Origin of the sequence: Actinomadura fulvescens, assembly GCF_039533225.1 — a bacterium.
Taxonomy (GTDB): domain Bacteria; phylum Actinomycetota; class Actinomycetes; order Streptosporangiales; family Streptosporangiaceae; genus Spirillospora; species Spirillospora fulvescens.
This window is the reverse complement of record NZ_BAAATD010000001.1, coordinates 336774-359198: the sequence shown is the minus strand read 5'-3', so window position 1 is coordinate 359198 and position 22425 is coordinate 336774. Positions and strand designations below refer to the sequence as shown.

Annotated in this window: 21 protein-coding genes and 1 pseudogene; 15 read left to right on the top strand and 7 right to left on the bottom strand. The window is 71.7% G+C overall.

Features of this window, described 5'->3' with window-relative positions; genetic code table 11:
- Positions 1–23 precede the first annotated feature (23 nt).
- Positions 24–1958 (bottom strand): flavin monoamine oxidase family protein, encoded by a 1935-nt coding sequence (locus ABD333_RS01715; protein WP_344536988.1) that lies wholly within the window; start codon positions 1956–1958, stop codon positions 24–26.
- Positions 1959–2086: 128 nt separating this feature from the next.
- Between ABD333_RS01715 and ABD333_RS01710 the strand changes: the two genes are divergently transcribed.
- The 4 genes from ABD333_RS01710 (at position 2087) to ABD333_RS01695 (ending at position 5763) form a co-directional block, all read left to right on the top strand.
- Positions 2087–2989 carry an aminoglycoside phosphotransferase family protein gene (locus ABD333_RS01710; protein ID WP_344536986.1) on the top strand — a complete coding sequence of 301 codons (903 nt, stop codon included), beginning with the start codon at positions 2087–2089 and terminating at the stop codon, positions 2987–2989.
- Between the two features lie 9 nt (positions 2990–2998).
- Positions 2999–3772 (top strand): alpha/beta hydrolase, encoded by a 774-nt coding sequence (locus tag ABD333_RS01705; protein ID WP_344536984.1) that lies wholly within the window; start codon positions 2999–3001, stop codon positions 3770–3772.
- Positions 3773–3897: 125 nt separating this feature from the next.
- On the top strand, positions 3898–4506 hold the full coding sequence (locus ABD333_RS01700) for a Uma2 family endonuclease (RefSeq protein ID WP_344538791.1): 609 nt from the start codon (positions 3898–3900) through the stop codon (positions 4504–4506).
- 120 nt (positions 4507–4626) lie between these two features.
- On the top strand, positions 4627–5763 hold the full coding sequence (locus ABD333_RS01695) for a carboxylate-amine ligase (RefSeq protein ID WP_344536982.1): 1137 nt from the start codon (positions 4627–4629) through the stop codon (positions 5761–5763).
- Here the strand turns inward: ABD333_RS01695 and ABD333_RS01690 are convergent.
- Positions 5740–6549: a TrmB family transcriptional regulator gene (locus ABD333_RS01690; protein WP_344536980.1), complete on the bottom strand. Its 810-nt coding sequence runs from the start codon at positions 6547–6549 to the stop codon at positions 5740–5742. The genes ABD333_RS01695 and ABD333_RS01690 overlap by 24 nt on opposite strands.
- Positions 6550–6593: 44 nt before the next feature.
- On the opposite strand from ABD333_RS01690, the pseudogene ABD333_RS01685 reads away from it, so the two are divergent.
- Together ABD333_RS01685 and ABD333_RS01680 are read left to right on the top strand one after the other, a co-directional pair.
- A pseudogene (locus ABD333_RS01685) lies at positions 6594–6890 on the top strand (SDR family oxidoreductase); the annotation flags it as partial.
- Positions 6891–6913: 23 nt separating this feature from the next.
- Entirely contained in the window at positions 6914–7798 is an 885-nt protein-coding gene (locus tag ABD333_RS01680; protein WP_344536978.1) for a lysophospholipid acyltransferase family protein, read from the top strand.
- Between the two features lie 118 nt (positions 7799–7916).
- Here the strand turns inward: ABD333_RS01680 and ABD333_RS01675 are convergent, their stop codons facing one another.
- On the bottom strand, positions 7917–8435 hold the full coding sequence (locus ABD333_RS01675; RefSeq protein WP_344536976.1) for a helix-turn-helix transcriptional regulator: 519 nt from the start codon (positions 8433–8435) through the stop codon (positions 7917–7919).
- Between the two features lie 141 nt (positions 8436–8576).
- Between ABD333_RS01675 and ABD333_RS01670 the strand changes: the two genes are divergently transcribed.
- Positions 8577–9782 carry a hypothetical protein gene (locus tag ABD333_RS01670; protein WP_344536973.1) on the top strand — a complete coding sequence of 402 codons (1206 nt, stop codon included), beginning with the start codon at positions 8577–8579 and terminating at the stop codon, positions 9780–9782.
- A 265-nt stretch (positions 9783–10047) separates the two neighbouring features.
- On the opposite strand, the gene ABD333_RS47440 is transcribed toward ABD333_RS01670, so the two are convergent.
- Positions 10048–10194 (bottom strand): hypothetical protein, encoded by a 147-nt coding sequence (locus ABD333_RS47440; RefSeq protein WP_410558630.1) that lies wholly within the window; start codon positions 10192–10194, stop codon positions 10048–10050.
- On the opposite strand from ABD333_RS47440, the gene ABD333_RS01665 reads away from it, so the two are divergent.
- Genes ABD333_RS01665 through ABD333_RS01655 form a run of 3 tightly spaced genes read left to right on the top strand, consistent with a single transcriptional unit; the run spans position 10133 to position 14714 of the window.
- Positions 10133–12262: a serine/threonine-protein kinase gene (locus tag ABD333_RS01665; RefSeq protein ID WP_425546897.1), complete on the top strand. Its 2130-nt coding sequence runs from the start codon at positions 10133–10135 to the stop codon at positions 12260–12262. The two genes, ABD333_RS47440 and ABD333_RS01665, sit on opposite strands and share 62 nt — an antisense overlap.
- Positions 12259–13407: a PP2C family protein-serine/threonine phosphatase gene (locus ABD333_RS01660; RefSeq protein ID WP_344536971.1), complete on the top strand. Its 1149-nt coding sequence runs from the start codon at positions 12259–12261 to the stop codon at positions 13405–13407. Before ABD333_RS01665 ends, ABD333_RS01660 begins: the two co-directional genes overlap by 4 nt.
- Entirely contained in the window at positions 13404–14714 is a 1311-nt protein-coding gene (locus ABD333_RS01655) for a vWA domain-containing protein (RefSeq protein WP_344536969.1), read from the top strand. The genes ABD333_RS01660 and ABD333_RS01655 overlap by 4 nt, the downstream gene beginning before the upstream one ends.
- A 43-nt stretch (positions 14715–14757) precedes the next feature.
- Here the strand turns inward: ABD333_RS01655 and ABD333_RS01650 are convergent, their stop codons facing one another.
- Positions 14758–15033 (bottom strand): hypothetical protein, encoded by a 276-nt coding sequence (locus tag ABD333_RS01650; RefSeq protein ID WP_344536967.1) that lies wholly within the window; start codon positions 15031–15033, stop codon positions 14758–14760.
- A gap of 472 nt (positions 15034–15505) precedes the next feature.
- On the opposite strand from ABD333_RS01650, the gene ABD333_RS01645 reads away from it, so the two are divergent.
- From ABD333_RS01645 to ABD333_RS01630, 4 genes are all read left to right on the top strand, one after another.
- Complete coding sequence (locus ABD333_RS01645) at positions 15506–15898, top strand: FHA domain-containing protein (protein WP_344536965.1); 393 nt, start codon at positions 15506–15508, stop codon at positions 15896–15898.
- The gene (locus ABD333_RS01640) at positions 15895–17397 is read left to right on the top strand and encodes a hypothetical protein (RefSeq protein WP_344536963.1); all 1503 of its coding nucleotides are present in this window, start codon (positions 15895–15897) and stop codon (positions 17395–17397) included. Before ABD333_RS01645 ends, ABD333_RS01640 begins: the two co-directional genes overlap by 4 nt.
- Positions 17394–18305 carry a glutamate ABC transporter substrate-binding protein gene (locus tag ABD333_RS01635; RefSeq protein WP_344536961.1) on the top strand — a complete coding sequence of 304 codons (912 nt, stop codon included), beginning with the start codon at positions 17394–17396 and terminating at the stop codon, positions 18303–18305. The genes ABD333_RS01640 and ABD333_RS01635 overlap by 4 nt, the downstream gene beginning before the upstream one ends.
- A 159-nt stretch (positions 18306–18464) precedes the next feature.
- Complete coding sequence (locus ABD333_RS01630) at positions 18465–19649, top strand: hypothetical protein (protein ID WP_344536959.1); 1185 nt, start codon at positions 18465–18467, stop codon at positions 19647–19649.
- Here ABD333_RS01630 and ABD333_RS01625 read toward each other — a convergent pair.
- Positions 19610–20392, bottom strand: coding sequence for a hypothetical protein (locus ABD333_RS01625; protein WP_344536957.1), 783 nt, complete (start codon positions 20390–20392; stop codon positions 19610–19612). The genes ABD333_RS01630 and ABD333_RS01625 overlap by 40 nt on opposite strands.
- 29 nt (positions 20393–20421) lie before the next feature.
- On the opposite strand from ABD333_RS01625, the gene ABD333_RS01620 reads away from it, so the two are divergent.
- On the top strand, positions 20422–20934 hold the full coding sequence (locus ABD333_RS01620; RefSeq protein ID WP_344538787.1) for a PH domain-containing protein: 513 nt from the start codon (positions 20422–20424) through the stop codon (positions 20932–20934).
- On the opposite strand, the gene ABD333_RS01615 is transcribed toward ABD333_RS01620, so the two are convergent.
- A complete protein-coding gene (locus ABD333_RS01615) occupies positions 20935–22341 on the bottom strand; it encodes an NAD(P)/FAD-dependent oxidoreductase (RefSeq protein ID WP_344536955.1) in 1407 nt (468 codons plus the stop codon).
- Between the last annotated feature and the right edge of the window lie 84 nt (positions 22342–22425).

Sequence of the window (22425 nt, the reverse complement as noted above, 5' to 3'; positions counted from 1 at the left end):
ACGTTCGTGAGGGGTGAGCGGCCTCACGGTTTGGATGAGGCTTCCAGTTCTTGGACGGCGCGCCAGGCGGCGTCTACGGCGGCGTCGGCGTACGCGCGGTTCTGCGAGTCGGAGTTGGCGATGGTCACGCGGCCGTACTTCCTGCGGCCGACGACCGAGGGCAGCGGACCGTCCGGCCAGAACGTCGCCCACGGACGCCCGTACTCCAGCGCGTAGCCGTGACCCCAGCGGTTGACCGTGATGGCCTGGATGTCCTTGGCCGGGTCGAACCCGCCCGCCGCCAGCAGCCGGGTGAGCTGGTCGCGGAGCGTCCGTTCGTACCGCTCGAACGGACGGTTGAACAGCTCCCGCCGGCCCGGCCCGACACCGCCGCGCGGGTTCCGGTAGCCGGGCGCGGTCGCCATCCGGATCATGTGCACGAGGATCGGCTGCCCCGGGTCCTTGGAGAACTTGTAACCGCCCATGCTGACGGGATAGTCGAGCTCCGCCACGCACCAGTCCCCGCTGGTGAAGCGGGTGTGGTAGATCTTCAGCCGCTCCCAGGCACGCCAGTCGCGCAGCTGGACCATGGCGTAGATGATCGGCAGCTTCGTGCCGTAGAAGAGCGCCTGTTTCTGCTCGCTCGGCAGGTCCTGGACCAGGTACGGGACCATGGTGTTGTAGCAGGCCATCACCACGCCGCCCGCCGTGCACCCGTAGACCTTGCCGTCCCGGTAGAAGTCGACGTCCACGGTCTTGGCGCCGACGTCGCCGCCTTTGTGACGCACCCGTACGCACGGCGCGTTCAGCCGTAGCCGCACCGGGTTGCCCGGCACGTCCAGCTTGGAGTAGTCGATCCTGGCGAGGGGCTCCTGCTCCATCGTCGCGGGCGCGCCGGTGCCGGGAATCAGCTTTCCGACGATCAGCTTGCAGATGCCGTTGTTGCCGTCGGGGAAGTGGTAGATGTACGGGTCGTCGGCGTTCCACTGGATCTGGATGGTGGGGCCGCAGTACTTGTACGGCTTGGACGCGTTCAGCTTGAGCCCGTCGAATCCCGGATATCCCGACGCCCACGAGTCGATGGCGCCGAACGCGTCGATCCCGAAACCCCATTCGTCACTGGTGAAGGTCTGCAGGAAGTCGAGGACCTCGCCGGGCATCCTGGCGTAGTCCCGCAGATACTCGCGATACGTCAGCTCGACGAGCTTGGCCTTCTTCGCGGCCTCGCTCAGGCCGGGCATGTAGTCGTCGGGCTTGTCCTGGAGCTTGAGGAAGGCGGCCTTCGCCTCCGCCGGCATCGGGGCGTTCTTGAAGGAGCCGGCGGTGAGCTTGTCCTCCTTCATGACGACCAGATGGTCGCGGGCGAAAAGGTCGTTCGTCATGAAGACCGAATCGTTCAGCTTCCAGCGCCCGTTGAAACCCTGGTCGTAGTACTTGTCGAACTTCTTGACCTCGATGCCCAGGTCGGCGAGCAGTTTCTTGGCGACCGGGCTCCACACCGAGGGCGCCTCGATGGATTGCGAGCCGCCGTAGCCGACGATGAGCCCGCCGTTCGGATGGAATTCGTTGCGCCGCGCGTGGCCGCCGAAGTCGTCATGGTTGTCGAGGATGAGAATCCGGGCGTTCGGATGGGCCTGGCGGTAGAAGTACGCGGCACTGAGGCCGCTGATGCCGGCGCCCACGACGACGAGGTCGTAGTGCTCGCCCGTCGCGGTGATCTGGCGGTCTCCGTTCCAGAAGATGCCGTCGCGCAGTTCGTGGGGAATCCGCAGGGCGGGATTGGTGCTGCCCCTCAGCCCCGTCATGGCGGGCGGATAGGAGGAATTGCCCCGTCCCGCATTGCTCCAGCCGTCCGGCGGCTCGACGACCTTGTCGTGAATGCCGCCCCACTCCCCGGCGGCACACCCGGAGACCGCCATCGCGCCCGCCGCGACGGCCATCCCGTCGAGGAAATCCCGACGGCTGATCTTCTTGTCCATTCCGAGCTCACTGTCTGAATAGACAGGCTCGTACGAATCGTCCCCCACACAGACCCCCCGGTCAGTCCCCCGAAGATCTTCCACCCACCGCGCGCGGGAAAACCAGCACCCCGGCTAACGTGTTGATCATGATTCGCGTACCCGCCGAGCTGGCCATGATCCAGTCCGAGTGCAACGGCGAGACCGGCCGTGCCTGGGTCGCGTCCCTGCCCCAGGTGGCCGCCGACCTGCTTGAAGACTGGAGCCTGACCATCACCGGCCCCTCGATGCACGGCGCCGCGTCCCTCGTGCTCCCCGTACGAACGTCCGACGGCACCCCCGCCGTCCTCAAGCTGGGCATCGTCGACGACGAGACCGAAAGCGAGCCGGCCGCCCTCCGCCTTTGGAACGGCGACGGCGCGGTCCGCCTCCTGCGTTCGGACCCGGGCGCGATGCTCCTCGAACGCCTGAGCACCCGCTCCCTCATCTCGCTGCCCGACGACACCGAGGCGCTGCGGATCCTCACCGAACTCCTCGCCCGCCTCGTCGCCCTCCCCGCGCCCGAGGGCGTGCGGCGCCTCGGCGACATCGCGCGGGCCATGCTCGACGAGGTCCCCGCCGCGCTCCGCGTCCTCCAGGACGACGAAGAACGGCGCATCGTCCAGACCTGCGCCACCGTCGTCTCCGACCTCGTGCACGAGCCGGGCGACCGCCTCCTGCACTGGGACCTGCACTACGGCAACGTGCTGGCCGCCGAACGCGAACCCTGGCTGGCCATCGACCCCAAACCCCTCGCGGGCGACCCGGGATTCGACCTCCTGCCGGCCCTCCACAACCGGTGGGACGAAGTCCTCGCCACGAACGACACGGGCCGCGCCGTCCGCCGCCGCTTCGACCTCATGACCGAGATCCTCGGCCTGGACCGGCAGCGCGCCGCCGGCTGGACGTACGCCCGCGTCCTCCAGAACGTCCTCTGGGACGTGGAGGACGACGAACCCGAGATGGACGATGTCCAACGCGCCGTCGCCGAAGCCCTCCGCCCCTACCTCTAAGATCTCGCCATGCCCGGCATCCACGTGGACCGATACGGAGACCCGGCAGGCCCTCCGGTGCTCGCCCTGCACGGCATCAACGGCCACGGCGCCCGGTGGCGCAGACTGGCCGAGCACCATCTCGCCGACCGTCACGTCCTCGCACCGGACCTGCGCGGGCACGGCCGATCGACCCACGACGCCCCCTGGCACGTCGACCGTCACGTGGCCGACCTCCTGGCCGTCCTGGACACCGAGGGCGTCGCCCGCACGGACATCGTCGGCCATTCCTACGGCGGGATGATCGCCGTGCACCTGTCCCACGCGGCACCGGAGCGTGTGCGGCGCCTCGTCCTCCTCGATCCCGCGACCGGCCTCGACCCCGCCCGGGCCCGCCTGCGTGCCCGCGAGACCTGCGTCCAACCCTCGTTCGCGAGCCCCGCCGACGCCCATGCGGCCCGCGTGAAGAGCTGGCCGGAGTCCTACCCCGGCGCGGTGGACGACGAGGTCGCCGACCACCTCCAGCAGGGCGAGGACGGTCGCTGGCGCTGGCGCTTCGAGCCCGCCGCCGTGGTGACCGCCTTCTCCGAGATGGCCCGCCCGCCCCTACCGCCCCCACCCGGCCTCCCTACGCACCTGGTCATCGCCACAAGGGCCGCCATGGTCCACCCCGCCTATGTGACCGCCTGCCGCGAAGCCCTGGGCGGCGCCCTCACGGTCACCGAAATCGACGCCGGCCACATGCTCTACCTCGACCGCCCCGAAGAAACCGCCGGCTTGATCCGAGCCCACCTCGGCCGCTGACCCGGAATCCGCTCGCCGACGCACTTCTCATCACCAGAACGAGGTCGGTTGGTAGCCTTGTGTATCCGGGCCCGGCCACGGGCACGATCGCGGGAGGTCCAATGACGGCGCTGGCGGTGGACGACATGTCCGAGCCCGAACACGAGCCCGAGTCGCCGAAGCTTGAGGCCGTCCCGGACTGGCTCATTCCGCCTGAAGGGGGCTTTACAGCGAGCGATCTAGATAACCTTCCGCAATTGCCCCCTCACACAGAGCTGATCGATGGCAGCCTTGTCCTGGTGAGCCCGCAAGCCAACTTCCATGTGCTGACCATGGACCTCTTGGTCTCCGTCCTTCGGCGCATGGCGCCCGATGACCTCCGGGTGCGCCGGGAGATGACCGTCACCCTGGGCAGACGCCAGCGACCGGAGCCGGACGTGCTGGTGCTTCGGGCCGAGGGAGTCAAGGGCCTGGACCAGACCACATACCGCCCGGAAGATGTGGTCCTCGCGATCGAAGTGGTCTCTCCGGACTCCGAAGAACGCGACCGCAAGCGCAAGCCTCAGCTCTACGCCGCCGCCGGCATTCCGCATTTCTGGCGGGTGGAGAACGGCGGCGGGCGTCCCGTCGTCTACGTTTACGAACTCGACCCGGCCACCAGCGAATACTTCATGACCGGCGTCCACCGCGACCGGCTTGAGCTCAGCGTGCCGTTCGGCATCGACATCGATCTCACGGAGATCGATCGTCTTTGAGCTCGGGGGGCGTGGCGGTGTTGGCAAGTGGGCGTTCAACGGACGATAAAGCGGGCGGTCCGTGCGCAACGAAGCGGCATCGGGATGTACCTTCCGCGCTACGGCGGGCACAACAGGACAGTGGCACACCATGAACTGCGCACGGTCGGGGTGGAAGAGGAGCTTCTGCTCGTCGACCCGGTGAGCGGAGCCCCACGGGCTGTCTCCGGCGCCGTGATCCGGTACGCCAAGGACCAGAAGGGCATCACGCTCTCCGGTAAGGAGCCCGAGGCGCTCGAGACCGAGCTGCAACGCGAGCAGCTTGAGACGGGTACGGCGCCCAGCGCCTCTCTGGCTGACCTCGCGGACGAGGTACGGCGCGGGCGGCGGGCGGCGTCGGAGGCCGCCGCCGGTGTCGGCGCGGCGGTGGTGGCGCTCGCCACCCTGCCGGCGACCGTGCACCCGTCGATCACGCCCTCGCTCCGTTACCGGCGCATGGCCAACGCGTACGCGCAGACGGCGGAGGAGCAGCTCACGTGCGGCTGTCATGTTCATGTGAACGTGGAGTCGCCGGAGGAGGGCGTCGCGGTCCTGGACCGGATCAGGCCATGGCTGCCGCCGCTGCTGGCCCTCAGCGCCAACTCGCCGTTCTGGCAGGGGCGCGACACCGGATACGAGAGCTGGCGCCAGCAGGTCTGGGGGCGCTGGCCGTCCAGCGGCCCGACCGAGCTCTTCGAGTCGGTCAAGGGGTACCGGGCCGCGGTCGAGGCGATGCTGGACACCGGCGCCCTGCTCGACGAGGGCATGATCTATTTCGACGCCCGGCTGTCCCGGCACTACCCCACCGTGGAGATCCGCATCGCCGACGTCTGCCTCCACGCCGACGACACAGTCCTGGTGGCGGCGCTCGTACGGGCGCTGGTCGACACCGCGGCGCAGGCCTGGCGGGCCGGCATCCCACCGGACCGGGTGCGGACCGACCTGCTCAAGCTGGCGGTCTGGCGGGCGAGCCGTTCGGGCCTGCGCGAGGACCTCGTCCATCCCGTCACCAGGCATCCCGTGCCGGCCCGCGCGGTCCTGGAGGCGCTCATCGACCATCTCACCCCGGCGCTCACCGCGTCCGGGGACCTCGCCACGGTCCGCAGGCTGCTTCGGCGGCTGCTCGAACGGGGCAACGGCGCGCGGTGGCAGCGGCAGGTCTACGCGCGGACCCACGACCTGACGGCGATCGTCTCCGAGGCCATCGCCCAGACGTCAGGAACGCCGGAGGAGCCGTAGCAGCCCCGGGTCGGACGCGAACCAGCGGTCCAGTTCCGCGGCCCCGACGCGGTCGGCGAGGATCTGCAGGGCGGCGTCCTGGCGCACGTACTCGGCCGCCATGAGGGCGACGGCGGGATCGGCGCTGTAGATGCCCCACGCCGCCCCGTCCGCGAACCCGCCCACGACGGCCTCCCGCCGGTCCCCCACGACGACGATGAGGCGGTAACCCAGATCGTCCAGCACCGCCTGCGGCGCCGAGTAGCGGTGCCGGTAGACGTGCCCGACGTCCTCGATCTCGCCGAACGCGACGACCGAGACGTCCACGCCCCGTTCCGACGCCGCCCGCACGCCCTCGTGCAGCTGTGCCATCTCCTCCGGCCACACCGACAGGAACAGGTCGCGGCGCGCCCCGGCCACCACGTCCTCGGCCCGCGCCAGCATCGCCGCGCCGTCGCGCAGGCCGTGGATCAGGTGCGCCTCCGGCTCCGCCGCCACCGCGGGCAACGCCGACTTCAGCGCGTCCAGCGACCCGTCGAACTCCCGCCGCAGCCGGTCGAGCAACGCCTCGGGCGGCAACGGCAGGTATCCGGTCGCGTCCGGCTCCTCCCGCACCTCGTAGGCCGCGCCGCGCGCCACGAGCTTGCCGAGAGTCTCGTACACCGTGCTCCGCGGCACGCCCGACCGCTTCGCCACCTCGTACCCGTTGATCGGCTTTCCCGCCGCCACCAGCGCGACGTACGCCTTGGACTCGTAGCCCGACATGCCCAGCCGCTGAAGGTGCTCAAGGACGTCCTGCGTGCTCACCGCCGCAATGCTACGCGGCCGGTGCGTCAGCCGATCCCGACGCTGTCCTGTCCAACACGGCACGGGCCGGGGCGACGGGTTTCCTGAAGACGCTCGCCCTGGAGGTGGCCAAGGACGGGGTGACGGTCAACTCGCTGCTGCCGGGCTTCCACGCGACCGAGCGGCTGCGCTCGTTGCGGGGCGGGGACTGGGAGCAGGTCGCGCAGGAGATCCCGGCGGGCCGGGTCGGCGACCCCGCGGAGTTCGGCGCGTTCGTCGCGTTCCTGTGCTCGGAGCAGGCCGGATTCGTGACCGGCGCCGCGATCCCGGTGGACGGCGGGGAGTACGCGGGCCTGCTGTAGCGGGCCTCGCCTACGATTCGCGCATGGCCTCCCCTGTCGACTGGACACCCCCGTCCGCGCACCTGATCCGCGCGGCGAACCTGGCCCTGGAACCCTGGCGCGCGTGGACGTCGCCGGTCTTCCACGGACTGGCGAACCTGCCCGACCACGGCCCGGCCCTGCTGGTCGGCAACCACACGGTGTACGGCGTGATCGACGCGCCGCTCATCTTCTTCGAGATCCATCGGGCGCGCGGGATCTGGGTGCGCTCGCTGGCCGACCACGTGCACTGGCAGATTCCCGGCTGGCGCACGGTCATGAACGTGGGCGGCTCGGTCGACGGCACCCGGGAGAACTGCCGTGCGCTCCTGGACGCGGGTGAAATGGTCGTGGTCTTCCCCGGCGGGGCCCGGGAGGCGACCCGGCGCCGCGGCGAGCGTTACCGGCTGCAGTGGGAGCAGCGGCTCGGCTTCGCCCGGATGGCCATCGAGGCCGGGTGCCCGATCGTCCCGTTCGGGACGGTGGGCGTGGAGGAGATGTTCACGACGATCGTCGACCCCGACAGCCGCCTGCTGGCGCCGGGCCGCGCGCTCGGCCGGATCTTGCTGGGCGAACGCGGCGGGCGCGACGACATGATGGTGCCGTTGTCACGCGGCATCGGCCTCACCCCCGTTCCCCGGCCGGAACGCCTCTATTACGGCTTTGGCAAGCCCATCGAGACCACGCCCTGGGCCGGACGCGCCGACGACGTCACGGCCGTGACAGAGGTACGCGACCTCGCACGGCAGGCAGTGCAGGACATCGTCGACGACCTGCGCGCCGAACAGGCCGACGACCCGGGCCGTACCCCGCTGGGACGGCTGGGCCGCGGCCTGGCCAGAAGCGCGCGTGCCCTGCCCCGGGTCGTGCCCGGCCTGGTCAGCCGCTGACGCCGAGACGAGGCGGACGAACCCCGCTTCCGTCCGCCTCGCCGCCGGCGGGCGAGACAGGCGACTCTGCGCCGCCCATCTCGCACGTGATGGGTCAGGTGGTGGGGTGGTGACGGGGTCAGGCGGCGATCGGTGTGCGGCGTTGGAACGGGAGGTAGCGCTCGGCACGGCGGGGACGGGCCGGGAGGCCGGTGGACTCCACGGCCAGGATGCGGTCGAAGCGGAAGGCGCGGACGCCGCGGCGCATGCGGCACCAGCCGACGAGGTACCAGTGGTCGCGGTGGACCAGGCAGGTGACGGGCTCCACCTCGCGGATGGTGACGTTGGCCCCGGCGTCGCCGTAGCAGAGGCGCACGACGCGGTGCTCGGTGATGGCGGCGGCGACCACGCGGGCGCGGTCGGCGATGGAGGCGTCGAGCGGGCGGGTGAGGGTGGCAAGCGTGGCGGTGACGACGTCGTCGTGGGTGTCGGTGTCGATGAGGTGGCGCAGGGCCCGGCGCGCGGTGGTGGCCTGCGGACCGGCGCCGAGGTGGGCGAGCGAGAGCGCCAGGGCGGCGATCTCGGCGGCGGTCAGCGCGGCGCCGCCGGGGCCGTTGGAGCGGTGCGTCTTGCCGGGGTACGTCGTAACGTTCGCCATGGTTCGATCATACGTTCGAACACTGACATTTTGGAGGCCTTGAGGCCGACCCTTCGCATACGGGAAACTGACCACCCAAAGTGAACGAACCGGGGGAATCGGGGGCCAGGCTTGAGCGCTGCCGGTACCGGGCGACCGTTGATGAGCCGTGACGACGTCGACCGTGCCCTGCGGAGCCTGCGGGACGAGAAGGAGCGCATCAGCCTCGCTCTGCTCGACCTTGAGGGCCACCAGGGGCACCGACTGCTGAACGGGGCGACGGTCACGGGCGAGACGGCGCGGCGGCAGGCGGCGCTGGCGTCCCGGCTGACCTTGTTGTGGAGCCTCTTCGACCACTACGGCGGCACGCTGGCCGCGGCCGAGGAGCTGCGCGCCCGCCACGCACGTCCGGGCCAGGCCCAGCTTGCCGAGCTGACCCGGCTGCTCACCGGGCCTTCCGTCGAGCTTCCCGTCGAAGAGGTGCCCATCGAACGCCGCACGCTGCTCTCCTCGCCGGCGGGCGACAAGCTGAGCCTCGCCGAGGTCGTCGAACGGATGACCCCGCTGTTCGAGGAGGCCGCGCGGATGGTGGCCGCCGTCGACGCGGTCTGGTCGGAGCTGCTGTCGGCGCTCGGCCAGGTCGAGGCGGACCGCAGGACGGTGCACGAGCTGGCGGCGTCGCTCGGCGGGCCCGATCCCGAGCTCGACCGGCTCGATCGCGAGCTCGACGACCTGGCCGCCGCCGTGCGCACCGATCCGCTCTCGTTCGAGAGCGGTGGCGGCGCCGACACGTCCCGGTTGCGGGCGGCCGGTTCCGGCCTGGCCGAGCTCCGGCGCAGGCTGGGCGAGGCGGCCGCCTTCCGGGACGACGCGGTCACCAGGATCGGGCGCGCCGCGGCTGCCATCGACCAGGTGCGCGCCGCCGAGGCGGAGACGGGGCGCGCGCGCGAGCGGGTCCTCGTCAAGATCGCGGCGCCCGTGCTGCCGGAGCCCGCCGACCGCGCGACCGCGCTCGCCGACCGGCTGGCGGCGGTCGAGGTACTGCGGAACGGGCGCCGGTGGAGCGAGCTGGCCGACCGCGTGCACGACCTCGAACGTGCCGCCGCGACCGCCCTCGAACAGGCACGAAACGACCACGCCCTCATCACCGGGCTGCTGGACCGGCGCGAGGAGCTGCGCGGACGGCTGGACGCCTACCGGGTCAAGGCCGCGCGGCTCGGGCTGGCCGAGGACACCGAGCTGACGCGGCTCTACCAGCAGGCCCGTGAACTCCTCTGGACATCCCCGTGTGACCTGCGGAAGGCGACCGTGACGCTCTCGGGTTACCAGCAGGCCATCACCTCGCGGGCGAAGGGATCCGACCGATGAATCGATGCACCGCGCCAGGCTGCTCCGGAACCATAGAAGACGGCTATTGCGTCATATGCGGCATGCCCCCACAGTTCGGGTCAGCTCCCGCTGACAAGTGCGCTCAGCCCGGCTGTACGGGCACCATGCAGGACGGTTACTGCGACGTCTGCGGCAGCCCGCCGGCCGTCGCCAGCGCTCCCACCCCACCGGCGGCGGCCGCTCCACCCATGGCCGCACCTGGCCGATGCGCCCAACCCGGCTGTACGGGAACGTTGCAAGACGGCTACTGCGACGTCTGCGGCATGCCTCCGTCGTCGGGCAGCCTCGCCTCGGCTCCCGTGGCTTCGGGCAGCACCCCGTCCGGGAGCCTGCCGTCGGGAAGCCTGCCGTCCGGGAGCTTCGCCAGGGGAAGTGTCGGAACGGGCAGCACCCGCACAGGCTCGTCGCGTTCGTCCGGGCGCCGCGGTGCTCTGGGCGCGGGGCTCGTCGAAGTGCCGCGCGTTCCCTACCGCGACCCCTCCACGGCCATCCTCGCCAACCCCGAGGTCGCCGAGAACCGCCGCTTCTGTAACAACAGCGACTGCGGCGAACCCGTAGGGCGTGCCAAGGGCGACCGGCCCGGACGCACCGAAGGCTTCTGCGCCAAGTGCGGCGCCGCCTACTCGTTCACCCCCAAGCTCGCGCCCGGCAACCTGGTCGGCGGGCAGTACGAGGTGCTCGGCTGTCTCGCGCACGGCGGCCTCGGCTGGATCTATCTCGCCAAGGACAAGAACGTCAGCGACCGCTGGGTGGTGCTCAAGGGCCTGCTGGACTCCGGCGACTCCGACGCGCTGGCGGCGGCCGCGGCCGAACGCGCGTTCCTCGCCGAGGTCGAGCACCCCAACATCGTCAAGATCTACAACTTCGTCCAGCACGACGGCTCCGGCTACATCGTCATGGAGTACGTCGGCGGCCAGTCGCTCAAGGACATCCTCCAGCAGCGGCGCAAACAGCTTGGCGAGGACGCGCTTCCCCTGGGCCAGGCCATCGCGTACGCGCTGGAGGTGCTCCAGGCGTTCGGTTACCTGCACTCGCAGGGGCTGGTCTACTGCGACTTCAAGCCCGACAACGTCATCCAGACCGAGGAGCAGCTGCGCCTGATCGACATGGGCGCGGTACGGCGGCTGGACGACCAGGACGGCGCGATCTTCGGCACGGTCGGCTACCAGGCACCGGAGATCGCCGACGTCGGGCCGTCGGTCAGCTCCGACCTCTACACGGTGGGCCGTGCGCTGGCGGTGCTGAGCTTCCGGTTCGCCCGGTTCACCAGCGAGTTCGCCGACAAGCTGCCCGCGCGCGCCGAGGTGCCGCTGCTGATGCGGCACGAGTCGTACGACCGGTTCCTGCGCCGCGCGACGCACCGCGATCCGGCGCGGCGGTTCCAGGACGCGGTGGAGATGGCCGACCAGCTCACCGGTGTGCTGCGCGAGGTGCTGGCCGCCGACGACGGGTACGCGCGGCCCGCCGCGTCGGGGTTGTTCGGGCCGGAGCGCTTCGCCCCGGGCACCGGCACCACCCGGCCGGGCAACGCCGACACCGCGCTGCCGCCGCTTTCGCGCGCCGCCGCGGCGGCCTCGCTGCCCGTGCCGCTGGTGGACGGGTCCGACCCGGCGGCCGGTTTCCTCGCGGGGCTGACGGCCCTCGAACCCGACCAGCTGGCCGCGACGATCGCGAACGCGCCGCAGCAGACGCCGGAGATCTCGCTGACGCTGGCCCGCGTGCGCATCGAGCTCGCCCAGTTCCCCGCCGCGCGGTCCCTGCTCGACCAGGTGGCGGCGGAACGCCCCGACGACTGGCGGGTCGACTGGTACCACGCCGTCTGCACGCTCGCCGAAGGGAACCTGGAGGCGGCGCAGACGCAGTTCGACCAGCTCTATTCCCTGCTTCCCGGCGAGGCCGCACCCAAGCTCGCGCTGGCCTACTGCTTGGAGGAACGGGCGCCAGGTGAGGCCGTCCGCCTCTACGAGACGGTCTGGCGCACCGACCAGTCCTACATCAACGCCGCGTTCGCCCTCGCCCGTATCCACCTCGCCGCGGGCCACCGTCCGGCGGCGGTCGCCGTGCTCGACTCGGTGCCCAAGACCTCCATCCGGTACGTGGCCGCGCAGGTGGCGGCGGTGGCCACCGCCGTGCGCGGCCGTGCGGTCAACGACCTGACGGCGGCCGAGCTGGTCGGCGCGGCGGAACGGCTCGGCCGCCTCGACCTGGAGGGGGAACGGCGCGCACGGCTCATCGCCGAGGTGCTGGAGGCGGCTCTGGCGTGGCTGAGCCTGCGCCACTCCCCCAATGGCAACGCTCAGGGCGGCACGCTCTTCGGTGCGCCGCTCACTGACACGGCCGCGCTACGCCGCGTTCTGGAGGACAACTACCGCGCACTGGCCCAGCACACGCGAGACAAGGAAGAGCGGCGCCTCCTCATCGACCGCGCCAACGCCGTACGCCCGAGGACGCTGCTTTGACGGAGGACCAGAACGTGGTGGACGCACCCAAGCCGGCCTGTCCCAACTGCGGGGAGGCGGTCTTCGAGGGCGAGGGGTTCTGCGAGGCCTGCGGGCACCCCCTGACCGCGGAGGCCGCGGCTTTCGTCCGCGCCGGGCGGGTGGCACGCGAGGGTGTCACCGGGAAGGTCTTCGCGGGCGGACGCCCGGGCACCCGCCCGACCCGGCGGACCGAGCCCAAGTCGCCGCGCCCGGCCTGCACCGAATGCGGCGCCACCGCGATCGATGCCGACGGCTACTGCGAGCACTGCGGCATGCGGCAGCCCGCCGAACGCGACCACATCGAGATCGAGCTTCCAGGCGGTGTGGCCGCCGGAGTCAGCGACCGGGGCCGCCGCTACGCGCGCAACGAGGACTTCTTCGCCATCGCCGCCCACCCCGGCGGGATCGCGGCGGTGGTCTGCGACGGCGTCGGGTCCTCTCCCGAGCCTGACGACGCCTCCCGCGCCGCGGCCGAGACGGGCGTGGCGGAGCTGCTCGCCGGGGCCGAGGCCGGGGCCGCTCCAGACCAGGCCACCTGCGACGCCGCCCTGAAGGCCACCGAGTCCGTGGCGGAGCTCGCCGAGTCGCCGGCCAACGCCCCGTCCTGCACCTACGTGTCGGCGTTCACGCACGCGGACGCGGCGACCGGCGCCCTCGCCGTGACCGTCGGCTGGGTCGGTGACAGCCGCGCCTACTGGCTGGGCAGCGGCGAGACGGCCGCGGCGTCCGAACAGCTCACCGAGGACGACTCGTGGGCCGCGTACATGGTGTCCGAAGGCGCGTTGACCGAGGCCGAGGCGGAGGCGCACCCCAACGCGCACGTCATCACGGCCTGGCTCGGCGCGGACGCCGACGAGGTACGGCCGCGGGTCCGCACGTTCACCCCGGGCGGGACCGGCGCGGTGCTCGTCTGCAGCGACGGCCTGTGGAACTACGCGCCCAAGCCTCACGACCTGGCGGCCGTCCTGTCCGACGCCGCGTGCGATCCGGTCCGCGACCCCCTCGGCGCGGCCCGCACGCTGGTCCGGTTCGCCCTGGAGGCGGGGGGCCGCGACAACATCTCGGTGGCCGTCGTCCCGGTCGCCTCCAGCACGGTCACGCCTACCACGGAGCATGCCCCATGAGCGAGCAGCCGCAGTTCAGCATCAAGATCGACCAGAACAAGTACCTGCCCGAGGGCGGCCGCGAGGTCCACGCGATCGTGTCGGTGGAGTCGTCCGGGGCGGGGGCGGCCGGCGTCTCCCGGCCCGCCTCCGCCGCCGAGGTCATCATCATCGACACCTCGGGCTCGATGTCCTATCCCGACACCAAGCTGCGCGCGGCGATCGCGGCCGCGCAGGTCGCGGTCGACACGCTCCGCGACGGCGTGTTCTTCGCGGTGGTCTCGGGTGCCAACACCGCGAAGATGGTCTTCCCGCAGCAGGCCACCCTGGTACGGGCGGACGCCGGGACCCGCCAGGAGGCCAAGCACGCGCTGAGCCGGCTGCAGGCCCAGGGCGGCACCGCGATCGGCTCCTGGCTGCGGCTGGCCGACCAGCTCTTCGACGCGCACCAGGAGGGCATCCGGCACGCCATCCTGCTCACCGACGGCAAGAACCAGCACGAGACCGCCGAGGAGCTCGACGCGGTGCTCTACCGCTGCACCGGCCGGTTCGTCTGCGACTGCCGCGGCGTCGGCACCGACTGGGAGGTCGCCGAACTGCGCAAGATCTCGTCGGCGCTGCTGGGCAGCGTCGACATCGTCGCCGACCCGAAGGGCCTGGTCGCCGACTTCCAGGCGATGACCGAGGCGGCGATGGGCAAGGCGGTCGCCGACGTCGCGCTGCGCGTGTGGACGCCGCAGACGGCCAAGCTGCGCTTCGTCAAGCAGGTGATGCCCACGGTGGAGGACCTCACCGGCAAGCGCACCGAGTCGGGGCCGCAGGCGGGCGACTACCCGCTCGGCGCGTGGGGCGCGGAGGGCCGCGACTACCACATCTGCGTGGAGGTGCCACCGGGCGAGGTCGGGAAGGAACTGCGCGCCGGCTGGGTCAAGCTCGTGGTGCCGGGCGCCGCCGGAGCCGAGGACGAGGTCCTGGCGACCGGCAACGTGCTCGTCCAATGGACCGACGACGAGGCCGCCTCCACCCGCATCAACCCCCGCGTCGCCCACTACACCGGGCAGGCCGAGCTGGCCGACGCCATCCAGCAGGGCCTGCAGGCCCGCAAGGACGGCGACGAGGACGTGGCCACCGCGCGCCTCGGCCGCGCCGTGCAGCTCGCCGAGGAGGCGGGCAACGACGAGATCACCTCGCTGCTGCGCAAGGTCGTGGACGTCGTCGATCCGGCGACCGGGACGGTACGGCTGAAGAAGAACGTCGAGAAGGCCGACGAGATGTCCCTGGACACGCGGTCGACCAAGACCGTCCGTACCCGGAAGGGCGAGGGGTGACGATGGCGACCTGCCCGGCGGGCCACACGTCCGGCGCGACCGACTACTGCGACGTCTGCGGCGAGCGCATCGACGCCGGCGCGGCGCAGACGGGAGCGCCCAGGCCGACCGTGCAGATGCACGCGGTCGGATCGGGGAACCCCTGCCCTGACTGCGGGACGCCGTCGAGCGACCGGTTCTGTGAGGAGTGCGGGTACGACTTCGCCACCGGCGGCGGCAAGCCCACGCCCGTGATCGTCACCCAGCCGCCGTCGCCGGACTCCCCGCATTCGACCGGTCCGTCACGCCACATCTCGCCCGAGGAACTCCAACGCAACACGCCGCAGGCGCCCCCACCCACCCCGCCAGGCGCGCCCACCGGAACAGCAAGCCGCGACGCCACCGTAGAACGAGCCTCCCGCATATCAGCCCCAGCCCCCGGCACCCCAAGCCCAGGCACCCCCACACCCGGCACCCCCGCACCCGGGACGTCCGCGCCCGGGACGTCCGCACCCGGCGCACCCGCACCCGGAGCACCCGCGCACGGCACACCCGCACCCGGGGGATCCGCGCCTGGGGGTTCCGCGCCAGGAGCGCCCGCACCCGGGACGTCCGGGCACGGGGGATCCGCGCCCGGCGCACCCGCACCCGGCGCACCCGCACCCGGCGCCTCCGCGCCCGGCACGTCCGTGCCCGGGGCCTCCGGACCCGGAGCACCCGCGCCTGGGGGGTCGGCGCCGGGTGGGTTTGCTGGTGCGGCGGCGGGGGGGTCGGCAGGAGCAGGTGGCTCGGAGACGGGGTGGGTCGTTCTGGTGAACGCCGACCGGGACTACTTCGCGACGATCGTCGCTGAGGAGGGGCCGGACTCCGGGGGCATCGCGTTCCCTCCGTACTACCCGGAACGCCGCATCCCGCTGACCGCGCGGCAGGTACGGATCGGGCGGCGCAGTTCCACGCACGGCACGCCGGAGATCGACCTGCGCGAGCCGCCCGAGGATCCGGGCGTCTCGCACGTCCACGCGGTGCTGCTCGCCAAGCCGGACGGCACCTGGACGCTGGTCGACCCGGGCTCCACCAACCGCACGTGCCTCAACGGCGCGACCGAGCCCATCCCCTACAACGTCGAGGTGCCGGTCGGCGACGGCGACCGCATCCACGTGGGCGCCTGGACCACCATCACGCTGAGGAGAGGCGAGGCGACATGACGGCCGTACACCAGGCTCCCTCGGCGGGGCCACCGCCCCCAGGGCCGCCGCCGGGCACGGCACCGGTGCCGCGGCAGCCCGCCGCGCCGGTGCTGCCCGGCCGCCCGGCCACGCGCAGCGAGCCGCGCACCGGCGCCGCTCGGCTGGTCCCCCGGACCGTCGCGAGCCGCGTCCGTGCCCTCACCGTGCTCGTCCTCGTCGCGCTGGCGGGGCTGCTCGCGGTCACCTGGGCCGCGGTCGGCGACGCGCGCGACGGCGTCCGGGTCATCGGCCAGGACGCGGGGCCGCAGGTCGTCGCCACCGGCGACCTCTACACCCAGCTCATCAACATGGACGCCCGGCTGGCCGACGCGCTGCTGATCGGCCGCACGCCGAACCTGGGGCCCAAGCGCGACCAGGCGCTCGCCGCCTACGACGACAGCCGCCGGAAAGCGGGCAAGGCGCTGCTCCAGGCGTCCGGGCTGGCCGACGACGACACCGAGGAACGCACCGCCCGCGAACTGCTCGACGCGGTGGCGCGATACGAACGCCTCGCAGGGCAGGCGCTGCTGCTCGACCAGCAGACCCCGCACACCGCGGGCACGCCGCCGGAAGGCGTCCTCAAGGTCTACCGGCAGGCGACCGACCTGATGAAGCTCGACCTGCTGCCCAAGGCGTACAACCTGACGCTCGACAACGGCACCCTCGTCCGCCACACCTACGAGAACAAGCAGAACGCCGTCTCGAACGGCCGCCTGTGGGTGCTGCTCACCGGGATCATCCTGCTGGCGCTGCTCGGCGCGTTGCAGTTGTTCCTCGCCGCGCGCTTCCGACGGATGTTCAACCCGGCGCTAGCGCTGGCGACCGTCGCCACGCTGGTGCTGGTGGGCGTGAGCTTCACGATGCTCGGCGGGCAGGCAGACCAGCTACGCAAGGCCAAGGAGGACGGCTTCGACTCCATTCTCGCGCTGTCGCGGGCTCGCGCGATCGGCAACAGCGCCAACGCCGACCAGACGAGGTTCCTGCTGGACCCGGTCCGCGCCGACACCTACGAGCAGGTGTTCCTCAGCAAGTCGCAGACCATCCTCTACGTGAAGGCCGACAGCCTCGCGCAGTACAGCGCGGCCGTGCAGACGCCGGGCAAGGAACGGGACTACCTCGGCTTCCTCGGCACGGAGTCCAGCCGTACGTCGCTGCCCGGCCAGGACAGGGCGCTCGGCTCCGTCTTCACCGAGTACCGCGCGTACCAGCGGGACGACAGCGCCATGCGCGCCCTGGTCGCGGGCGGCCAGCGGCAGCAGGCGATCACGTCGCGCCTGGCCAGGCCGGACTCGTCGTTCGGCCGGTACGACGTCGCGCTGAGCGGGCTCATCGGGCTCCACCAGAAGGCGTTCGACGACGCGATCAAGAAGGGCGACGACGGCACCGCCGGCTGGAACATCGTGATCCCGGCCGCCGGGCTCGTGCTGGTCGCGCTGGTGCTGGCCGGTGTCCGTCCCCGGCTGTCGGAGTACCGATGACACGGAACGACGTCGGCAAGGGCGGCTTCGCCGGGGGGAGCGGAATGAGAGAGCGGAAGACGCGCGGACGCCGGATCGGGGCCGCCGTCCTGGCGGCGGCCTCCGTGCTGGGAGCCACCGCCTGCGGCATCGCCGCCGCCGAGGAGGACTCGGTGGCGGACAAGGAGCACCTGGTCATCGGAGTCAACAAGGACCAGCCGGGAGTCGGCCAGCGCACGCCTGCCGGCGGTTACGAGGGCTTCGACATCGACATCGCCCGGGAGGTCGCCAAGCGGCTCCGCGTGACCGGCGGGAACGTCACGTTCAAGGAGGTGACGTCGGGCACCCGGCAGCAGATGATCAAGGATGGGGACGTCGACCTCGTCGTGGCCAGCTACTCGATCACGCCCGACCGCAAGGCCGAGGTGACGTTCGCCGGGCCGTACTACGTCGCCCACCAGGACGTGCTCGTCCGCGGTGACAGCCCGATCAGGAACGTCCGCGACCTCAAGGACCGCAACCTGTGCAAGGTGGAGGGCTCGGTCTCCTACCAGCGCGTCACCAAGGAGAAGGGCGTCGCCGCCAGGCTGGTCCCGGCCACCGGCTACGCCGACTGCCTCGACAAGCTGACCGGCCGCGCGGTCGACGCCGTGTCCACCGACGACCTGATCCTCGCCGGGCTCGCCGCGCAGGCCGCCCGGCGCGGCGGCGGCCAGGGCGGGCCGCCCAGGATCGTGAACGCGCCGATCTCGGACGAGGGCTACGGCATCGGCATGCGGCTCGGCGACGCGGACGGCTGCGTGGCGGTCAACAAGGCCATCACCGGGATGTACCAGGACGGCACGGCGCAGCGGCTCCTCCACAAGTGGTTCGCTCCCGTGAAGCTGAACTACACCACGACCGTCCCCCAGTTCGAAGGCTGCGAGTAGCGGCTGGCGCGTCTCTAAGCTCCCTCTTCCTTTCCGTTGGGTCACCGAGATCAGTCGGTTACGCAAGTGCCGCTTGCGGCGATTGATCGTACGTTATGGTCGCGATCAAAAGCATTTCCGGTAATAACCACCGGGCCGGCGAGAGGTCTGAGGAGCACCATGACGACGGTCATCCTGGTGGTGATGTGCGTCGTCGTCGGGGCGCTCGAACTGTACGCCGGCAAGCAGAGCAAGGACCAGGCACGCGCGTTCGTCCGCCGGATCGACGAGCTGAACGAGCAGGTCAGCAAGCAGAACACCGTGCTGGTGACGGTCGGCGAGCAGCTCACCGCCGAGCTGTCCAAGGTCAAGCGGGACGTGCTGCCCGCGCTCGACACGCGGCTGCGGCACAACACCGGGCAGGTGGAGGAGCTGGCCGCGCTCGTCCACCAGGCCGACGGTTATCTGCGCACCCAGGCCACGCGCCTGCACGACCTGGAGAAGCAGCGCGTCACGCTGGCCGCGCTGCGGCGCAAGCTCGCCGAGGTCGAGACGTCGGTGCGGTCGGTGACCCGGGCGGGCACCGCCGCGGTCGAGGGCAAGGTCGACGCCGCGCTCGACCGCCTGTCCGACCTCGAACGCAGCGGCACCGAGATGCTGGAGCTGCAGCGCACGCTGACCCGCACCCTTGAAGACGTGGAGGACGTGGTCACCGAGCTGCTCCAGTTCACCGAGGGCGAGCTGGACGAGGCGGTCACCTCCGCGCTGACCGGCCAGCCGCGCGGCGGCGAGGGCGACGCCGCGGCCGTGACGGCGACCGGACGGCTGTGGACGCGGGACGAGCAGCTGGACGACATCCTCACCGAGGTCTACGAACGGTGCGTCCGCGCGTCCCGCCTCAACATCCGGTTCCGCACGGTCGAGGGACCGAACGGCGCGACACCGGGCACGCCGGAGCGGCGGCGCTACTTTCTCGCCGGGCACACCACCGAGGACCTCGCGGGCGGGTTCACCGCCCTGCTTATCTCGACCGGCGCCGACCTGCCCCACAACGGCAACGGGCTGTCGCGCGGCCGTCCCGTCCTGCCGCCGGGCGTCGAGCCGTCGCGGCCCCCGGAGGACGAGGCGGCGCTCAAGGCGCTGCTGCGCACGCTCCACGAGAGCACGGGCGCGGTGGTGCAGATCGGCCCGCTCATGGCCGTCCGCGCGCGCGAGGAGCTGCTGTGCGCCGTGCTGACCCCGGCGCAGTCGGTGGAGCTGGAGAGCGACGACGTCTACTGGGACCCGGCCGCGGCCACCGTGCGGCTACGGCGGCTCCCCTCCCATCAGTTGTGGGATCTCACCGCGTGGGCCGCCACCCCGTAGGCGTGAATCGTGCGTTCGGAGCGTCCGCCGAGCCGGACGAAGACCGGGCAGGTGACCGCGCGGGTGACCGGGTCGACCTCGGCGCACAGCCCGACGCCCGTGGCGCGGTCGAGGAAGACGACGTTCTCCACGGCCTTCGCGGCGCGCACGGCGTAGGGCACCGAGTCGGCGTCGCCGGTGTCGAAGAGCTCCTCGAACGTGAGCCTGCGCGCGTAACGCAGCAGCTCCCCGGCGGACACGACCCGGGTGCCGATCGCCGCCGCGGGACCCGCGATGACGATCCCGAAGCTCGGGTCCTCGCGACCGCGGACGTAGATCTCCCGGTCCGGTTCCAGGCCCCTGCGCCGGGCGGGCAGGTGCAGCCCGAAGCCGGAGTCGCCATTGAGGAACGCGGGCGGCCCGAAGCCGTCCGGGCCCGTGCCGGACGGTCCGTCGGACACGCGCAGAGCACCGCCGGGGGGTTCCCAGCCGGGCAGGTAGACGCCGAGTCCGCGCAGGAGCAACCGCCAGACCGGACGCCCCGTGACGTCGGGGACGAACTCCCCCCGCGGCCCGCGAGCACCCGCGGGGTCGTCGTCCAGAGCCGGATCCGGGGCAGGCCGCTGCGCGCCGTCCATGCCGACCATCTTCTGGTCTCGCACCGGCGCGCACAAGACGTTCACCGGGCCGAGTCGCCGGGCGTTGCTTTGTGACCGCGCGGGGGCCTGCGGCGGGAGCGCGCGGTCGGCTACCGTTGAGCTCACCAGATCATGACGAGGGTGCCGCCGTGAACATGCAGGACATGATGGTGTTCCGCGACGCTGGCTCGCGGACGGTCGACAGGTATCTGATGTCGTACGAGGGCCGCGTGATCGCGGTCCGGCGGCATCCCGCGGTGCTGCTGCTCCCGGTCTCGCTCGTCGTCGGCGGCCTGGTCCTGTGCGGCTTCGCCGGCGCGGCGCTCGGCATCACCTGGATCTGGTGGCTGTGGCTCGGGGTGCTCGGCTATCTGGTCTGGAAGGTCATCGCCTGGTCGATCGAGTTCTTCCTGGTCACCGAGCACCGGGTGATGGTGATCAACGGCGTGCTCAACCGCAATGTCGCGATGTTGCCGCTCGCCAAGGTCACCGACATCGCGCTGGAACGCTCGCTCGCCGGGCGCATGCTCGGGTACGGCGAGTTCGTCATGGAGTCGGCGGGCCAGAAGCAGGCCCTCCGCAACGTCGGCTACATGCCCTACCCCGAGCAGCTCTACCTGGAGGTCTCCTCGGTCATCTTCGGCGCCGAGGACGCGTCGCCGGACTGATCAGGAGTCGAAGCCGAGACCGAACCGGTCGAGGGTGCGCAGCCAGAGCCCCCTGCGTCCGCCGTTGCGGTCGGCGCGGGCGATCTCCCTGCGGGTCAGCTCGATCACTCCGTAGCGCAGCGGCTCCGGCGGGAACGGCACCGGCTTCGACCGCACCATCCGCAGCCGCGTGCGTTCGGTCTCCTCCCCCGGCGCCAGGCCGACCCCGAGCCGGTCCAGCATGACGTCGGCGCCGAACCGGGTCGCCCCCACGCCGAGACCCGTGTAGCCGGCCGCGTACGCCAGACGCCCGCCGTGCGCCGTGCCGAAGAACGCGCAGAAGCGGCTGCAGGTGTCGATCACCCCGCCCCACGCGTGACTGAACCGGAGGCCCTCCAGCTGCGGGAAGGTCGTGAAGAAGTGTTCGGCCAGCGTGGCGAACGTGGCGGGCCGCCGTTCGAGCTCGGCGTGGATCTCGTTGCCGAAGTGGTAGATCGCGTCGTAGCCGCCCCACAGGATCCGGTCGTCGGCCGTCAGCCGGTAGTAGTGGAACTGGTTGGCGCTGTCACCGATCCCCTGCCGGCGCGTCCAGCCGATGGCCGCGCGCTGCTCCCTGCTCAGCGGTTCGGACACCAGCGCGTAGTCGTACACCGGCACCAGGAAGTGCCTGAGACGCTTCAGGAGCGGCGGGAAGACACCGGTGCCGAGGGCGACCCTGCCCGCCACGACCGCGCCGTACGGCGTCGACAGGCGCAGCCGTGAGCCGCTGCGCAGCCCGGTGACCGGGGTGTTCTCGTAGATTCGGACGCCAAGGGCTCGGCACGCTTCGGCGAGGCCCCACGCGAGCTTGGCGGGGTGCACCATCGCTACGCCGTCACGGTCCCACAGGCCGGCGAGGTACGTGGGCGAGTCGACCTCCTTGCGGAGTTCCTCGGCGCCGAGGAGGATCGGCGCGCGGCCGAGGGCGGTGGCCGCCTCGGCCTCCTCGGCGAGCCCGGCGACCTGCCACTCCTGGGTCGCGACGTTCAGCTCGCCGGTGAGCTCCCACTCGGCGTCGATGCCGTACCGGTCCAGGGTGGAGCCGATGGCCTTCAGGTTCTCGTGGCCGAGGTGTTCGAGCTCGGCCATCTCCTCGGGCCAGCGTTCCATGCCATTGCCGAGCCCGTGCGTCAGGCTGGCCGCGCAGAAGCCGCCGTTGCGACCGGACGCGGCGGCGCCGATCCGGTCCGCCTCCAGCACCACCACGTCCAGTGACGGGTCGCGTTCCTTGGCCCGCAATGCCGCCCACAGCCCGGTGTAGCCGCCGCCGACCACCGCGAGGTCGCAGGTGTCCCGGCCGACGAGGGCGGGCTCGGCCTCCGGGCGCGCCGGGTCCTGCAGCCAGTACGGGGCGGGCTCGGCCTCGGCGAGCGACGTCAGCACGTTCACGTTCATGACTCCTCACAGACCCTCGTACCCGGCTTGACCAGGGACGACGGAAGACTCGACCACCTTTGACCGGCTTTTGAACGC

Excerpts from the sequence above, each read along its gene's own strand:
- ABD333_RS01715 (WP_344536988.1), bottom strand. The coding sequence starts at position 1,958 with ATGGACAAGAAGATCAGCCGTCGGGATTTCCTCGACGGGATGGCCGTC.
- ABD333_RS01710 (WP_344536986.1), top strand. The coding sequence starts at position 2,087 with ATGATTCGCGTACCCGCCGAGCTGGCCATGATCCAGTCCGAGTGCAAC.
- ABD333_RS01705 (WP_344536984.1), top strand. The coding sequence starts at position 2,999 with ATGCCCGGCATCCACGTGGACCGATACGGAGACCCGGCAGGCCCTCCG.
- ABD333_RS01700 (WP_344538791.1), top strand. The coding sequence starts at position 3,898 with ATGTCCGAGCCCGAACACGAGCCCGAGTCGCCGAAGCTTGAGGCCGTC.
- ABD333_RS01680 (WP_344536978.1), top strand. The coding sequence starts at position 6,914 with ATGGCCTCCCCTGTCGACTGGACACCCCCGTCCGCGCACCTGATCCGC.
- ABD333_RS01675 (WP_344536976.1), bottom strand. The coding sequence starts at position 8,435 with ATGGCGAACGTTACGACGTACCCCGGCAAGACGCACCGCTCCAACGGC.
- ABD333_RS01670 (WP_344536973.1), top strand. The coding sequence starts at position 8,577 with ATGAGCCGTGACGACGTCGACCGTGCCCTGCGGAGCCTGCGGGACGAG.
- ABD333_RS01655 (WP_344536969.1), top strand. The coding sequence starts at position 13,404 with ATGAGCGAGCAGCCGCAGTTCAGCATCAAGATCGACCAGAACAAGTAC.
- ABD333_RS01640 (WP_344536963.1), top strand. The coding sequence starts at position 15,895 with ATGACGGCCGTACACCAGGCTCCCTCGGCGGGGCCACCGCCCCCAGGG.
- ABD333_RS01635 (WP_344536961.1), top strand. The coding sequence starts at position 17,394 with ATGACACGGAACGACGTCGGCAAGGGCGGCTTCGCCGGGGGGAGCGGA.
- ABD333_RS01630 (WP_344536959.1), top strand. The coding sequence starts at position 18,465 with ATGACGACGGTCATCCTGGTGGTGATGTGCGTCGTCGTCGGGGCGCTC.
- ABD333_RS01620 (WP_344538787.1), top strand. The coding sequence starts at position 20,422 with ATGCAGGACATGATGGTGTTCCGCGACGCTGGCTCGCGGACGGTCGAC.